We start from the raw sequence: 13,822 nt of genomic DNA, 5'->3' as shown, positions 1-13,822 counted from the left end.
TACACCGCGCCGCACTGGCCCTGGGAAACGCGCGACGACGCGCACGTGGCGCCCGAGGTGGCGGCCAACCTGTTCCACCTGGACGGTGGCAACGTGGAGGCCTACCGCCGCATGATCCACCACATGGACGAAGGCATCGGCTGGATCACGGCCGCGCTGCGCGAAGAAGGCCTGCTGGAGAACACCCTGATCGTCTTCACCAGCGACAACGGCGGCGAGCGTTTCAGCGACAACTGGCCGCTGGTGGGCGGCAAGATGGACCTGACCGAAGGTGGCATCCGCGTGCCCTGGATCGCGCACTGGCCGGCGGTGATCCCGCCCGGCTCGGTGAGCGGCCAGCACAGCCTGACCATGGACTGGTCGGCCACGATGCTCGACGTGGGCGGTGGCCAGCCGCACCCGGACTTCCCGCTGGACGGCGTGTCGCTGGCGCCCCTGCTGCGCAACCCGGCGCACGCCTTCGATCGGCCCATGCACTGGCGCATGAACCACCGCGGCCAGCGCGCGCTGCGCGAGGGCGACTGGAAGTACCTGATGGTCGACGGCCACGAGTACCTGTTCAACATCGCCCGCGACGCGCGCGAGCGCGCCAACCTCGCGAAGCGCGAACCGCAGCGGCTCGACGCGATGCGCGAACGCTGGCTGGCCTGGAACGCGACCATGCCGCCGATCCCGGCCGATGCGACGGTGAGCCTGGGGTACGGCGTCAAGGACATGCCCGCGAGGTAGGCTCCCCCCGCGCCGCCTGCGGCGTCACCCCCCAGGGGGCAACGCGATGCGGCCCGGCGAAGCCGGTTCCGCCGCGTTCTGGGTTGGGGTATTTCGCGCCGGTGGCGTTGTTGCTGCGCTTCGCGCGCCATTGACAAACACCGTCGCCAATAATCGACCCATGTCCCGCCTGCACCGCCTCTTCCCCTTTCTGAACTGGCCCCGGCCCGACGCGGCCTTGCTGCGGGGTGAAGCGCTGGCGGGGCTGACGGTGGGCTTGATGGTGATTCCGCAGGGGGTGGCCTATGCGGCGCTGGCGGGCATGCCGCTGATCACGGGCATTTACGCGTCGATGCTGCCGGCGCTGGTGGCGGTGCTGTTCAGTGCGTCGGTGCGGCTCTCGGTCGGGCCGACGGCGCTGACCTGTCTGCTGGTGAGCGCCTCGCTCACCGGGCTGGCCGAGCCGGGCAGCGCGCGCTGGATCGAGCTGGCGGTGTGGCTGGCCTTGCTCACCGGTGGGCTGCAGATCGCGCTGGGGTTTGCGCGCTTCGGCTGGCTGCTCAACCTGGTGAATTCGCCGGTGCTGATGGCGTTCACCCAGGGCGCTGCGCTGCTGATCATCGGCTCGCAACTGCCCGCCATGTTGGGCTTCGCGCAGGGCTGGGCCACGCTGTTCAACCAGCCCGCCGTGCACCTGCCCACGCTGGCCTTCGGCGTGGTGTCGCTCGCGGCCCTGATGCTGGCGCGGCGCTGGCGGCCGGCCTTTCCCAGCGTGCTGTTGCTGGTGGTCGGCTCGGCGGCCCTGAGCGCCGGGACCGGGTTTGAGGCCGCCGACGGCGCGGTGATCGGCACCTTACCCCAGGGCCTGCCGGCGCTCTACGCGCCGGGCTGGCCGGGCTGGGACACGCTGGGTCAGCTGCTGCTGCCCACCCTGGTGATCACGCTGGTGAGCTTTCTGGAAACCGCGTCGAGCGCCAAGGTGGACAACGCGCAGCGCGGCCAGCGCTGGGACCAGGACCAGGACCTGATCGGCCAGGGCCTGGCCAAGCTGTCGTCGGCCCTGGTCGGCGCGTTTCCCACCAGCTCCTCGTTCTCGCGCTCGGCGCTGAACCTCTACGCCGGGGCACGCACCGGCTGGGCCACGGTGTTTTCGGTGGTGGTGGTGCTGGTCGCGGTGCTGCTGTTGACGCCGCTGCTGGCGCACGTGCCGCTGGCGGTGCTGGCCGCGATCGTGATGGTCGCGGTGCTGGGGCTGATCCGGCCGCGGGCGTTCGTGAAGCTGTGGCAGCTCTCGCGGGTCGAGGCGTCCATCGCCGGCGTCACGCTGGCGGTCACGGTGCTGGCCGCGCCGAAGCTCTACTGGGGCGTGCTGGCGGGGGTGCTGATGTCGCTCTCGCACTTCCTGTACCTGCGCCTGCACCCGCGCATCATCGAGGTGGGCCTGCACGCCGACGGCAGCCTGCGCGACCGCCACCTCTGGCAGCTCGCGCCGCTGGCGCCGAACATGCTGGCGCTGCGCATGGACGCGGCGCTGGACTTCGCCACCGCGAACGCGTTCGAGCGCCAGCTGACCGAACACCTCACCGCGCACCCGGACACGCGCCACGTGATGCTGGTCGCCCACCCGATCAACTGGGTGGACGCGACCGGCGTCGAGGCCTTCGGCCGCGTGCAGGGGCAACTCGCCGAACAGGGCATCACCCTGCACCTGGTGGGCATCAAGCTGCCGGTGGAGACCCTGCTCAGGACCGCCGGCCTCCTGCAGGACGGCCCCGGCCTGCGCCTGTACCGCACCGAGGCCGAGGCGCTGCGGGCCTGCGCGTTGCTGCGCGGCGATGCGGAGTGGGTGAGCCCCTGAAAGCCATGAGCCATGGCCACCTTCGCCACTTGAATCCGCCGCCTCGACACCCCATGTAAACCGTTTCAGGAGTCGCACCATGTCCCGTCTTCCCACCTACTACGTCTCCCACGGCGGTGGCCCGTGGCCCTGGATGCGCGAGCAGAACGGCTCGCGCTACGACCAGCTCGAAGCCTCGCTGCAGGCCATGGCGCGCGAGGCCGGTGACGGCGTGCGCGCCGTGCTGGTGGTCACCGCGCACTGGGAGACGCCGTCGTTCATGGTGTCGTCGGCCGCGCAGCCGGGCATGCTCTACGACTACTACGGCTTCCCCCCGCACACCTACCAGATCCACTACCGGGCGCCCGGCTCACCGGCGCTGGCGCAGCGCGTGCAGTCGCTGCTGAATGCGGGCGGCGTGGAGGCCGACCTCGACCCGGAGCGCGGCTTCGACCACGGCACGTTCTCCGTCATGCAGGCCACCTACCCAGAGGCGCGCCTGCCGGTGGTGCAGCTCTCGCTGCGCGCTGACTTCGACCCCGCGGCCCACCTCGCCGCAGGCCGCCTGCTGGCACCGCTGCGCGATGAGGGCGTGCTGATCATCGGCAGCGGCCTGAGTTACCACAACCTGCGCCTGTTCAACGCCAGCGGCGCGGTGCCTTCGCAGCAGTTCGACGCCTGGCTGCAGACCACGCTCACCGCGTCCACGCCGGCCGAACGCGATGCGCTGCTCACGCAGTGGGAGCGCGCGCCCTCGGCCCGCGTCGCCCACGCGCGCGAAGACCACCTGATCCCGCTGATGGTGGCCGTGGGCGCGGCCCACCAGGAGGCCGGCGCCTGCGTCTACCACGAGGACGCGTTTTCCGGCACCCTGACCACATCGAGCTTTCGCTTCGGCGCCGCACCGGTCGCCTGACAGGCAGGCCCCGCGCCGCGCGCCCACCGCGCCCTTCGGGGCCACTTCACGGCGGGCACCTCCCGCGCCCCGCACCCGCGTTCACCCGCCGGGCATTCACGGTTCCGGGCGCGGTTCCAGGGTCTCCACCGCGGCCGGGTCCCGGCCGGCGAGATCGAGCGCGTCCACGGGCCGCCCGGCCCTGGCCGAGTAACGAACCCGGCTGTCCAGCGCCTCCACCTCGGGCCGCACGGGGCGCCGGCCGTAGACCTCGGCCTGCAGCCACGCCAGCTCGGCGTCCAGCAGCGCCCGGCTCGCCAGGGTGCAGGCCCAGACACGGGCCTCGCCGTCCCACCGGTAGCCACGGGCCTTCAGCTTGTCCTTGGACTCGAAGGGCGAAGCGGTGGCCCGCAGCCTGAAGCTGGGCTGCGCGGCGGCGGCCATCAGTTGGCCCAGGCCGGTGGTGCTGCCGTTGCCGACGGGCTGGCTCAGCACCTGCAGCAAGGCGTGGCAATCCACTTGGGCGCGGTGCGCGTCGTAGAACCAGCCCCGGTCCTGGGCCAGGGCGCTCAGCTTGGCCGAGCCCGCGCCGGCCGCGCTCCAGTCGATGTCCGCGAACGAACAGGCCCAGGCCCGGTCGGCAAAACAGGGAAAACGGGCCTCCACGAACGGCCGGTCGAACCCGGCGTTGTGCGCCACGATCAGGTCGGCCCGGGTCACCATGGCCTCGACCTGCGCGTCGTCCAGGCGCTGCCCCCGGACCATGTCGTCGCTGATGCCCGTGACCTCCTGGGCGATCTTCGGGATCGGCATGCCCGGGTCTTCGAACCCTTCGAACACCTCGACAGGCCCGAACGGCAAGCCCGTGGCGCTGTCCACCTGCACCAGCAGCATGGCCAGTTCGATGACCTTGTCGCTCTGGTGCGAGAGCCCGGTGGTTTCGGTGTCGAGCACCAGCACGCGCTGGGTGGGACCCGCGCCGCCGGGGCCCGGCCCGAAGTCCATGCAGGGCAGCAGGCGGCGCAGGACGCGGTAGTCGGGGTGCTGCTCCAACCGCTGCGCCATGTCTTCCAACGTCGGCAAGGCGGGTGGGGCGGCGGGTGGGGCGGCGGGTGCCGCAGATGCGGGCGCCACGGGCAAGGGCGCTTCAAAGTCGAAACTGGTCTGGTTCATGGGCGAAGGCTACCCCACCCCACGTGATGGGTGGACCTTTCCGCAACGAAGCGGGTGGTCAGCGGTCTGGGCTGTGGGCGACATCGTCTTCCTGAAACGCGCCCGGCTTGCGCAAGCCCGCCGCCAGTTGTCCCGCTCTTCGGTCCTCCGATCAAGGGCTCAGCGACTCTCTGCCTGATCCCTCTGCCTGCCAAGGATCCCGGACAGCAGTGGGTGAGCGCTTTATTGAGGCCCCTCCCGCGGGCCTGACAGCGAACGCCAGCACAATCCATCCTTCACTCTGAAGTGAACTCCCTCAAAGAATGCCCAAGCTGACCATGACGGAACATCAGTGGGTCTCGCGCCTTGTGGGGGGATGTGTGTCGAAGCTGCGGCTGGTGGCGTTGACGTGCACGTGGTGGATGACGGGGCACACCGCCAGCCATGCGCTGGTGGCGCTGGATGCACATGAGGAACGCTTCGATTCGTCCGCCCGTGACATCGGGCGAGGCCCACCCCAGCTGACCAGAACCCAGTGCGAGGCGAAGCAGCATGCGGTTTGGGTGGAGGTGAACGTGAGCAGACCCGGTCAGGCACCGAGACAGGTGGTCGGTTGCATCCGCTACTTTCCGAGCCAGCGTGTCGCCCCTGGTCAGCCCATTCTGTTCTTCTTCCATGGTGACCGCGTGGAACCCGGCGGCCTTGCCGATGGCAGCTTGGCCCAGCAGATGGCGCAGGCCCAACGGATCGAGCAGCGCTCGGGCATGCCCACGATCAGCGTGGCGCGTCCGGGCGTGTACGGCAGCACGGTGCTCAACCACCGGCGCGAGCGCCGCACCCACGAAGAGGTCGCCGTGACCTCCGCAGCCATCGACCAGATCAAGGCCCGCTATGGTTTTGACCGGATCAGCCTGGCCGGGCAGAGCGGTGGCGCGTACCTGGCGCTGGCGATGGTGGTGTCGGGGCGGACCGACATCGACACCGTGGCGGCCTCCGGCGCACCCGCTGCCGTGAGGGTTCGCGCATCCCTTCTGCGATCGAACCCGACCTCGGACATCAGCACAGGACAAGACTGGCGAAATGTCTACGACCCGATGGACCACATTGCCGACGCGCGACCCGATGCGCGTCGCAAGGTGTACCTGATTGCCAACCGCCAGGACCGGCGGATTCCCTATGCCTCGGTGGTGGACTTCGTGAACGCCGCCGCACGGGGCAACCTGCCCGTCGTGCTGCTGGATGGCGCCACCGGCGGGGGCAAGGACCACCACAACCACTCGCGTCTGTCTCAGCGTGTGATCCGGTGGCACCGGATGGGGTTGGGTGAGGAGCTGATCGCGCGCCAAGTGGCTGAAGGCGCGGAGTGACACCCCCGTTCCGGAGGATGGGCGGCATTGGCCGCTGACTGGGGTGCGCGCGCGGCGTCCCGGCCCTTCATGTCAGTTGTAGGTCACCACCACCTGGACCGTGTCGCTGTAGCCACCGGGCGTTGCGCTGACCTGGTTGGCGGGCAGGGTGCCGCAGACCTGCCGGTTGATGTTGGAGCCCAGCAGCACGATCAGCAGCGAGCCGCCGACGGTGCTGGTGGCGCCCGTGCCATCGCCCCAGACCGCCGAACAAGCGCCGCCCGAGCCGGTGTCGCCGTACAGCTGGTACGTGAGCCTGGCAGCGCCGTTGGCCATCTGGCGGTCGTTGTAGGTGGTGGCGTACGCCCCCTTGCTCAGGGAGATGCTGTAGTCCACGAACAGGCCCACGGTGCCCGCGCAGGACATCTGCACGCTGCCCGTGCCTGAACCGGATGCGCCGCCGATGGGGTTGTAAGCCCCGAAAACCACCGGTGTGGTGCTCACCGTGCAACTGCAAAACAGGCACAGAGCCTGGGCCTGGGGTGCTCCGGCGAGCGCCGCACCGGACAACAACAGGGCGCGAAGGGCTTTCATGGCGAGGTCTCCTCACAGTGAACGGGCACGGGCACACCGGGTTCGCCCGGAGCCGGCGCCACCACAGCCCGGAACCGGCAGGGCCGGCCAGCCACCGACCCGGTGTACACCGGGTGGGCCGCCCCATCGGGCTCGAACAATTTTCCGTCGTACCCGACGGTGCGCTCCGAGGCTTGGCCCAGCACCTGCAGCACCGTGCCCGGTGGCACCACCTGGCCGTCGGGGCCGAGCATGCGCAGGGTCCAAGGCTGCACGCGGCGCACGCCCATGTCGGCGTACACCCCCGCGCCCAGGGCCGGCGAGAGCTTGAGCTGCAGGCGCTCGAAGACCGCGTCGACGGGCAGATCATTGGGGTCGACGTGGATCCGGTTGGTCTGGTAGGGACGCAAGTCGTTGAGGATGATGGCGCCGTCCGCGCCAGTGCGCCCCACCTCGTGCTGGTCCCGGTACACCGGGACGTCCGGCAGGTTGCCCACCTGGACCAGCGCGAAACTGCCCTCGATGCGCCGCGCCAGGCGCAGTTGGCCGCCGAGCAGCACCAGCGAACCGCCGACAGCGGTGCCGACAGAAACGTTCCCATCCCGCACATCGACGTCGGCCCGCCAGTCCGCAGAAGCGCCACGGCGCTCCAGCCGGGCCGAGAGGCGCCCGTCCGTTTCCGCGTACAGCCGGTGGGCCCAGCCCGGGCCCGGTGGCAGGCTCGACATCCAGCCCAGCCCCCCCGTCGTCTGCCCCGAGGAGCGACTGGCTTGCGCCCAGGCCTGGGTGTGCGACTCCAGCGGAACGACCAGGTTGATCCCCACGGTCCGTTGCCTGTGTTCGAAGTGCGCCGATTGCAGGTAGGCGCTCAGGAACAGCCGGGTGCCGAAGGAGGCGCTGGCGCTGAGGATCCAGAAGCGCTGCGGATCGGCGTTCCAGTACCGGCGTTCCACCCAGGTCAGGCCGATGCCCCCGTGCGACCAGGGCATCAGCACCCCCACGCGATCGGTGGCCTGGCGGGCCGCGTCCGGGTTGTCGGCGCCGAGTTGCGCGAAGAACCGGCTCGACCGGGAGGACCTGATCTGCAGGCTCGCCGCACGGCCCGGCACATCCAGGCCCACGGACCCGGCATGCCCGTCTCGCCCTTCGCGCCCGCTGGCCGCGGCGGTGGCCTGCATCAGCCCCCAGTCGCCGATCTTCCAGACCAGCCCGGCGCCGGCCGTGCGCTGGTCCGGCAGGGTTTCCAGCCGGAGCTCGGCCGTCAGCTGCTCGGCGATGCCGCGCCGGTATTGGCCCAGCAGGACATCGCGGCCGTAGCGGCCGCTGTGATGGCCGTAGTCCTCGCGAATGCGGCCCGCCTCGAGTGCGAAGTCGACCAGCCCCGGGCGCAGGAGCTGGTCGCTCACCAGATAGGGTTGCACGATCTCGGTCTTGCGCCCCAGCAGATCGGTCACGCTCAGGCGCAGATCACCCCGGCCGGTGAGGGTGGGCAGCTGGTTCCATTCGAAGGGCCCGGCGGGCACCTGCCCGGAGGTGACCAGGTTCTGGTTGACCAGCACATCGATGGTCGAGGGCAGCACGGCTTCACCGCGAAGGGTGGGCAGGGCGAACGGCACGAAGTCCGGTTGCATGGCGAAGCGCGTGCCGATGCCAATGCCGCCGATGCGGGCCGGACGCCCCCACAGCCCCGCGCTGGTGATCTGGTCGCCCAGCCGCAGGGATCGCATCTTGGGCGCGTCGCTGAACTCGACGCCCGTGTCCAGGCGCACCCAGCGCCCGCTGCCCCGTTCCTGGTTGCGGTAGTAGGCGCTGCCCGTCAGGCGCGTGCCGGGCGCAAAGCCCACCAGTTCCAGGCCGCCGGTCCAGGCGGTGTGTCCGTGGGCGTGTCCCGCCTGCAACTCGTAGTTGGCGTACGCGCCGGTGCCGCTGGCGCCCCGTGCCAGGGCCATCTGATCGTCGGAGGCAAGCCGGTAGATGGCAAAGGCATTCGCTGGCGCCATGATCGTCAGGGACTGGCGTTCGGGATCGAACACCACCTGCACGCCCTCGATCTGATCGAGCCAGGCATGGCCGTCCAATGTGCCCCCGCTCACCCGAACCCGCGGAGCCAGCAACCGCAGCTCAGCCCAGAGCGCCGACGACAGGGACCAGCGGCCATCGTCGGAGTGGCCCACCTCCTGCACACCGTTCAGGCGCTGGCCGTTGACGGTGACATCCAGAATCAGGACCCGACCCGCGTCCCGTGGTTGTGACCACGCCGGGCCGGCGCTGAGCAGGACCGCGCATGCCAGGGCGACCGTCCGGACAACGCGCCAGTGGTGCCACATCAACGGGGAATGGTCAGGCGTTGCTGGCCCGGGTCGGCGCGCACGTCCACGCCCAGACCCTCCGCGCCGGTGTTGGGCAAGGGCAGGGTCCAGGCCCGTTCCTGACCCGCCAGCACCGCAGCATGCACATCCAGCGGATGGCCCACCGGCGCGCCCGAGGCCGTGCTCAGCTGCAGGCCACGGACGACCGTGCGCACATTGCCCTGGTTCCGGAAACGAATCTCGACGCTGTTGCCGTCCACGCGCCGTGTTTGCCATTCAGGTCGGTGGACCACCTTGTGGGGCGCGACATAAATGGGAATGCGCAGCTCCAGCAACACCCGCACCCGGGCAGGCGAGGCCTCTGCGGGAGACGCGGACGGGGACTGCGCCGGGGCCGCCGGGGGCACCTCGCGCAGCAGGAGCCGGTAGGTGCGCTCGGTATCGAGCGGCGCCTTCCCCCGCCATCCCAACCGGATCACCTGAGTCTGCCCCGGCTCGAGCGTGAAAACGCCCGGGTTGTGCAACACATCGGCGGTCGGGCCAAAGACGTCCTGGCCGGCCGACTGCGTCCAGGACACCACATCCACGTGGGTGGTGACCCGCTCATCGCCCTGGTTGGTGACGGTGATCGCCTCGCGGGCCTTCTCGCCCGACAAGGCCACCACCACCGGCATGACGGACAGACTGCCGGCTTGCGCGGCCCACGTGCACAGCATCGCGCCGACCGGGATCACGCGGCGCCACAGGCTTCGCATGGCGTCAGTTGTAGGTGACGGTGACGTTGACGGTGTCGGTGTAGCTGCCCACCGGCACGTTCTGGCTGGCGGCCACCCGCCCGTAGACGGTGTGATCCACCTGCAGACCGGTGCCCGTGGCATTGACCAGATCGCCACCGGTGGTGCCCCAGACGGACGTCCTGGAGGCATCGCTGTAGAGCTGGTAGGTCAAGAGGTCGGGCACATTGGACATGGCACGGGCCAGCACATTGGCCTGGCCGCCCCCATCGAGCGATACCGCGTAGCTGGTCCCGTTGGTGCAGGTGACGGAGACCGTGCCCGTGCCATCCAGCACGGTGCCCGCAGTGGGGTTGTAGACCCCGAACGCCACGGGAGACGTGCTGACGATGCACGCGGCACTCACCGTGGCGGTGACGAGCAAGGTGTTCGTCGCCGTGGCCGACCCCGCGACACCGTGCAAGGCCATCAGCGCCGCGGGAAAAAGGAATTTACCGAACGAGTTCATCACACCGGCCCTCCTGTGACCAAACGTTACCACCTCCTGCCGGCCGGAGAACGAAGAAACAGCGGGGGGTTTTGCCGTCATTTCGTCCGTCCAGCATTGGCTCACCAGAACACGCCCATGCTGCGGTGGCTTGTGCAGCCTCAGGGCTTCGTCCATATCTCGGCGCGGCGATTGCGCGCCCCAACCGCTTCGTTGTACCCTTGCAGGGCGGGCCGCTCCTCGCCAAAACTCACCGCCTCGGCCTGCTCCTGCGACGCACCGAAGCGGGCCAGTCCCTGGCGCACGGCCTCCGCACGCCGCTGGCCGAGCGCCAGGTTGTATTCCGTCGATCCCTCGGTATCGGTGTGCCCTTCCAGCATCACTTTCATGCCGGGCTTGCTCTTGAGCAGGCGGGTGACGTTTTCGAGCACCGGGATGTACTGAGGCGCGACGACGTACTCGTCGAAATCAAAATACACAATGCCCAGCGGGCTCCCTTGGACACTGGCGGGTGCCACCACGGACGCAACGTCCCGTGGCGACATCGAGACGGCTGCCGGGGCCGGCCGGGCGATCGACATCCCCCCGTGATGGGTGATGGTGCGGCGCTCGGTGGACTGCACACCGGCACACCCCGCCAGGGCGGCAATGAGGGCCAAGGGGATGAGGTGCTTGATCATGGTGGACTCCTGTTGATGGACTGTTCTGGGGGCATGCCATCAGCACGCCGGATGGCGCGTCCGGGCGTCATGGCGAGGCCCATACCGCCGGCCCGGGCGATGGCGACGGTGCCTGGGCGCCCGACAAAAAACGCTGGTGGTACGCGACCAGTCCCGAGATGCAGTGCTGCACATCGTCGATGCGCACCCGAAAGCTGTAGTGGCGGATGAAAAAGGTGTTGCAGATCCTGGCCGGGCGGCGGAAAAACATCGCCAGCTCGGGGAAGCAGTAGCCACTGAAGAGATGGCGCGCCCGGTGGTGCAGGGCCAGGTCGAACGCCTGCCGGTCAAATCCCGGGTCCAGCGCCAGCGGCTCCAGCCCCAGCGAGTCCATGCGGTCGAGCATGGCCCTCGCGGCCATCATCAGCTCGAGCAAGGTCGGGTAGGCCGTGATGCGTTGCCGGATGAACCCCAGGTGCCGGCTGACATTTTTCAGACCGAGGCGAAAGTAGCGCTCCTGCGGCGCATGCCGGGTCAGTTCATTGAGCGCGTAGGCCAGCCAATGGTCGTGTGACCGCCAGTGTTGCGCCTGGATGAAGTGTTCGGCCGCACGGCCCACGGCCGCCAGGTAGCGGTGGTCCCCGGTCAGCTCATGGGCCTTGAGCAGCCCGAACGCCGCCTCGCCGTCGTAGTACACCGTGCGATGGGCTTCCTTGAGCGCGAGCGAGGGGAACGTCAGCACGTGCACGAACGCGCCAGTGGTCGCATCCTGCATCCGCAGCAAGCCCTCCGCCAGCGGTCGGATCAGGTCGAGGTGCCGGGGCTCGCCCGTCAACCCGATGCGCTTGGCGATGGCCAGAATGGCCACCCCGTTGCCCCCCAGCTTGATCTCGGCCTCTTCATCGACCAGGTAGGCCACGGGGGCCTCCCCCGCCGGCACCGCGACCGGGTGGACGAGCTCCCGGCACAGGTGGTCAATGGCCCGTGTGGCGGCTTCCAGATGCGCCGGCTGGCGGGTCAGGTCCCATGCTTCCAGCAGCGAATAGGCGGCACTCGCGTGCCGCAGCGCGTTGTAGGACGGCACCGGGCGGTCGAAACAGGGGTACCAGCCGTAGACCCAGCGTCCCGAGGGCGTCACCTGGCGTGCCAGGAAGTCCGCGCTGTGCTGCACGGCCTCGGCCACCATGGCGGCGTCGGGCTGGCCGATGCGGCGGATCCGGTCCATCACGCCCTCGTTGTCCAGTGTCAGCACCGGCCCGTCGCCCTCCACGAAGACGCCCTTGGTCTGAAAAAGCCACAGCGGCGCCGCATCGTCCTGTGGCCAGCCGGTTTCCCGGCCCCACCTCGCCCTGGAAAACGCGCGCAGGTTCACGTCGTTGGGCACACAGGCGTTGATGTCCCCGCTGTACAGGCAGGCGTGTGCCCACAGCTCTTCGGGCAGGCAGGCCTGCGTCAACGCCTCGTCCCAGGCGATGCCCAGCGCAAAGTAGTTGGTCTTCGTGCCGGCCAGCAGGCGCCGGACCTGCCCCCAGGTCCCGGCATGCACCTGCACCACCCGGTCCGCCCGGACCCAGCGAGGGACCGCGGCGTCCCCGCCCTGGCGCTGGCGCCACTTCGCCCACGCGTCTTGCCACGCCGCAGACACATCGGCACCGCGCCCCGAGACGGTGAGCGCCCGCTCGCTGCCATCGCTCACCGACAGAAACAGAACCTCCTGGCCGGCACCGGGTGCCCGCGGCCGACCCGCGTCGAAACGCTGCAGCACCGCCAGGCAAGGCGCCGAGAACGAGGGAAGAAGATCGGTCATGAAACGAAGGCCGCCATCCAGACGGCGGTCTGTGAACCGTCCTAGCCGCCCAGGCTGCCCGTGAGGGGGTCAAGAAGGCTGCCCGACCCCAGCTGGGTCAGGTCGGTCAGCGGCTGGGTGATGGCGCCTTGCGTCGAGGTGTCATCACCCGGCATGGCCTCACCCACGCCCTCGCTGTTGTCCAGCGATCCACCCACGGTGTCCTCCAGCAAAGCGGTCGTGCCCCCATCGACCAGGTCAGACACCAGGTTTTCCGTCCCCAGCAAGTCGTCGAGAAGCGCGTCCGAGTCCGAGGTCAGGCCACCCAGGGTGTCCACCAGCGGGTCGGCCACCGTCTCGGTCGACGAACCCGTTTCTGAGTTCGCGGCATCCTGGTTCAGGGCAACGTCGGCCGTGTCCGCCAGACCACCCACGGCGCCGCCCACCAGATCGGTGACCGGTGCCAGCGGCGTGCTCGAACCCGTCTCCACCACGTCGTCGCCCACGCTGGCCAGCTCGTCCAGCAGGCCCGGCTCGGTCGGTGTGCCGATCAGGGCGTCGTCCACGGCGCTCAAGAGGTCCGTGGACGACGCGTCCACCACGCCATCGGTCAATGGCGCGGTCACGCCCTCCAGGCCCGCCTCGGCCGCCAGGGTGTCCACGACATCGGTGCCCTGATCGACGGTCGCGACCACCCCGTCCAGCAGCGAAGCGTCGCCGGCATCGCCACCCGACAGCACCTCGCCCAACGTGTCCTCCAGCAGCGCGGTGCTGGTGTCATCGGTCAGATCCGACAGCAGCGTCTCGGTCCCCAGCAGACCGTCGAGCAGCGTGTCCGCGTTGGTGGTCAGGTTGTCGACGAGCTGGTTGGCGTCACCCCCGACGTTGCCGGTGGAGCTCGACGTTTCCGAATCCAGCACATCCTGGTTGAACACGGTGTTCAGGGTCGTGCCCAGATCGGACACCAGATCGCCAGCCAGGTCGGTCACCGGTTCCAGGGGCGAGCCCTCCCCGACGGCCGCCACCTCCTGGCCCAGGTCGACCAGTTCGGTGGTCAGGCCCCCGTCGCCGTCTTCACCGATCAGCAAGGTGTCCAGCTCCTCGGTCACCGTGCCCACGATCGGATCGACGACCTCATTCAAGACGGGACTCAGCTCACCCAGGCCCGCATCGTCCAGCAATTCGCCGGTGGAGTCGGTCGCGGAATCCAGCACCAGGCCGGCCCCTGAAAGCAGCGTGTTGTCGGCGTCGGCATCCGTGTCCGTGTCCGTGTCCGTGTCCGTATCGGTATCGGTATCGGTATCGGTATCGGTATCGGTATCGGTATCGGTATCGG

General features: G+C 69.5%; 12 protein-coding genes. 4 read left to right on the top strand and 8 right to left on the bottom strand.

Annotated features, from left to right (window positions below):
* The 3 genes from IV088_RS25745 to IV088_RS25735 all read left to right on the top strand — a co-directional run.
* On the top strand, nt 1-729 hold a 729-nt coding region (locus tag IV088_RS25745), incomplete at its 5' end, for a sulfatase-like hydrolase/transferase (RefSeq protein WP_291107864.1).
* A 160-nt stretch (nt 730-889) separates the two neighbouring features.
* Nucleotides 890-2,566, top strand: a complete 1,677-nt coding sequence (locus tag IV088_RS25740) for a SulP family inorganic anion transporter (protein ID WP_291107861.1) — start codon at nt 890-892, stop codon at nt 2,564-2,566.
* Between the two features lie 79 nt (nt 2,567-2,645).
* Complete coding sequence (locus tag IV088_RS25735; protein ID WP_291107858.1) at nt 2,646-3,461, top strand: class III extradiol ring-cleavage dioxygenase; 816 nt, start codon at nt 2,646-2,648, stop codon at nt 3,459-3,461.
* Between the two features lie 96 nt (nt 3,462-3,557).
* On the opposite strand, the gene IV088_RS25730 is transcribed toward IV088_RS25735, so the two are convergent.
* Nucleotides 3,558-4,613 (bottom strand): 3'-5' exonuclease, encoded by a 1,056-nt coding sequence (locus IV088_RS25730; RefSeq protein WP_291107856.1) that lies wholly within the window; start codon nt 4,611-4,613, stop codon nt 3,558-3,560.
* A gap of 554 nt (nt 4,614-5,167) precedes the next feature.
* Here IV088_RS25730 and IV088_RS25725 point away from each other — a divergent pair.
* Complete coding sequence (locus IV088_RS25725) at nt 5,168-5,959, top strand: hypothetical protein (RefSeq protein ID WP_291107854.1); 792 nt, start codon at nt 5,168-5,170, stop codon at nt 5,957-5,959.
* 72 nt (nt 5,960-6,031) lie between these two features.
* Here IV088_RS25725 and IV088_RS25720 read toward each other — a convergent pair whose 3' ends face one another.
* The 7 genes from IV088_RS25720 to IV088_RS25690 all read right to left on the bottom strand — a co-directional run.
* A complete protein-coding gene (locus IV088_RS25720; protein WP_291107851.1) occupies nt 6,032-6,532 on the bottom strand; it encodes a spore coat protein U domain-containing protein in 501 nt (166 codons plus the stop codon).
* The gene (locus tag IV088_RS25715) at nt 6,529-8,838 is read right to left on the bottom strand and encodes a fimbria/pilus outer membrane usher protein (RefSeq protein WP_291107848.1); all 2,310 of its coding nucleotides are present in this window, start codon (nt 8,836-8,838) and stop codon (nt 6,529-6,531) included. The genes IV088_RS25720 and IV088_RS25715 overlap by 4 nt, the downstream gene beginning before the upstream one ends.
* Nucleotides 8,838-9,575: a molecular chaperone gene (locus IV088_RS25710; RefSeq protein ID WP_291107845.1), complete on the bottom strand. Its 738-nt coding sequence runs from the start codon at nt 9,573-9,575 to the stop codon at nt 8,838-8,840. Before IV088_RS25710 ends, IV088_RS25715 begins: the two co-directional genes overlap by 1 nt.
* A gap of 4 nt (nt 9,576-9,579) precedes the next feature.
* Nucleotides 9,580-10,062, bottom strand: coding sequence for a spore coat U domain-containing protein (locus tag IV088_RS25705; RefSeq protein ID WP_291107843.1), 483 nt, complete (start codon nt 10,060-10,062; stop codon nt 9,580-9,582).
* A gap of 140 nt (nt 10,063-10,202) precedes the next feature.
* On the bottom strand, nt 10,203-10,721 hold the full coding sequence (locus IV088_RS25700; RefSeq protein ID WP_291107840.1) for an OmpA family protein: 519 nt from the start codon (nt 10,719-10,721) through the stop codon (nt 10,203-10,205).
* Between the two features lie 67 nt (nt 10,722-10,788).
* The gene (locus tag IV088_RS25695; protein WP_291107837.1) at nt 10,789-12,507 is read right to left on the bottom strand and encodes a Mur ligase; all 1,719 of its coding nucleotides are present in this window, start codon (nt 12,505-12,507) and stop codon (nt 10,789-10,791) included.
* Nucleotides 12,508-12,548: 41 nt separating this feature from the next.
* A partial coding sequence (locus IV088_RS25690; protein ID WP_291107834.1) for a hypothetical protein occupies nt 12,549-13,822 on the bottom strand: 1,274 nt, incomplete at its 5' end.

It is taken from the genome of Hydrogenophaga sp. (genome assembly GCF_018780075.1).
GTDB lineage: Bacteria > Pseudomonadota > Gammaproteobacteria > Burkholderiales > Burkholderiaceae_C > Hydrogenophaga.
This window is presented reverse-complemented; position numbering and strand designations above follow the sequence as displayed.

Excerpts from the sequence above, each read along its gene's own strand:
- IV088_RS25705 (WP_291107843.1), bottom strand. The coding sequence starts at position 10,062 with ATGAACTCGTTCGGTAAATTCCTTTTTCCCGCGGCGCTGATGGCCTTG.
- IV088_RS25720 (WP_291107851.1), bottom strand. The coding sequence starts at position 6,532 with ATGAAAGCCCTTCGCGCCCTGTTGTTGTCCGGTGCGGCGCTCGCCGGA.
- IV088_RS25730 (WP_291107856.1), bottom strand. The coding sequence starts at position 4,613 with ATGAACCAGACCAGTTTCGACTTTGAAGCGCCCTTGCCCGTGGCGCCC.
- IV088_RS25740 (WP_291107861.1), top strand. The coding sequence starts at position 890 with ATGTCCCGCCTGCACCGCCTCTTCCCCTTTCTGAACTGGCCCCGGCCC.
- IV088_RS25715 (WP_291107848.1), bottom strand. The coding sequence starts at position 8,838 with ATGTGGCACCACTGGCGCGTTGTCCGGACGGTCGCCCTGGCATGCGCG.
- IV088_RS25700 (WP_291107840.1), bottom strand. The coding sequence starts at position 10,721 with ATGATCAAGCACCTCATCCCCTTGGCCCTCATTGCCGCCCTGGCGGGG.
- IV088_RS25710 (WP_291107845.1), bottom strand. The coding sequence starts at position 9,575 with ATGCGAAGCCTGTGGCGCCGCGTGATCCCGGTCGGCGCGATGCTGTGC.
- IV088_RS25695 (WP_291107837.1), bottom strand. The coding sequence starts at position 12,507 with ATGACCGATCTTCTTCCCTCGTTCTCGGCGCCTTGCCTGGCGGTGCTG.
- IV088_RS25735 (WP_291107858.1), top strand. The coding sequence starts at position 2,646 with ATGTCCCGTCTTCCCACCTACTACGTCTCCCACGGCGGTGGCCCGTGG.